This window comes from Sphingobium sp. VMM (assembly GCF_056790315.1).
In genome coordinates, this window is record NZ_JBXGSI010000073.1 from 1 (window position 1) to 459 (window position 459).

The window sequence follows — 459 nt, forward strand, 5'->3', positions numbered from 1 at the left end:
AGGTGCGCAAGCAGATCAGGAACGGGATGCTGTCACCCAACCAGTTCGAACGGCAGCAGATTCTGAAAGCAGAAGGCGTCTAGAAAACTAGGGGCTACTCAGCGCAACCGCATCGAGATCATGTTCGGACGCCTCAAGGATTGGCGCCGGGTTGCTACCCGCTACGATCGATGCCCGACAGCCTTCTTCTCCGCCATCGCCCCCGCTGCCACCGTCATCTTTTGGCTTTGATCAACGAGTCCTGACCCAAGAGGATGGTTCAAAATTTTCTGTGGTGATTTTATGGTCTTGCGATGCTGCATGCGAAAAGTTGGATCGAGGCGATGAAGAGCCATGCGGTAGCCGATGTGATGTCTGTTCAAAATCCTCGGCGAGGCGATGATTGCGGTGCAGCCGGGCGAGGGTTCCCTCGACGACTCAGCGTCGCGGGAGAATGGCAAACCCTTTGCGGCACTCGAC

At 56.4% G+C, this 459-nt stretch carries 2 pseudogenes; one reads left to right on the forward strand and one right to left on the reverse strand.

Annotated elements, in window-relative coordinates:
• Positions 1-99: 99 nt before the first annotated feature.
• A pseudogene (locus tag ACUCV3_RS27360) lies at positions 100-231 on the forward strand (transposase); the annotation flags it as partial.
• Between the two features lie 49 nt (positions 232-280).
• Here ACUCV3_RS27360 and ACUCV3_RS27365 read toward each other — a convergent pair.
• Positions 281-459 (reverse strand): annotated as a pseudogene (locus ACUCV3_RS27365) (IS5/IS1182 family transposase); the annotation flags it as partial.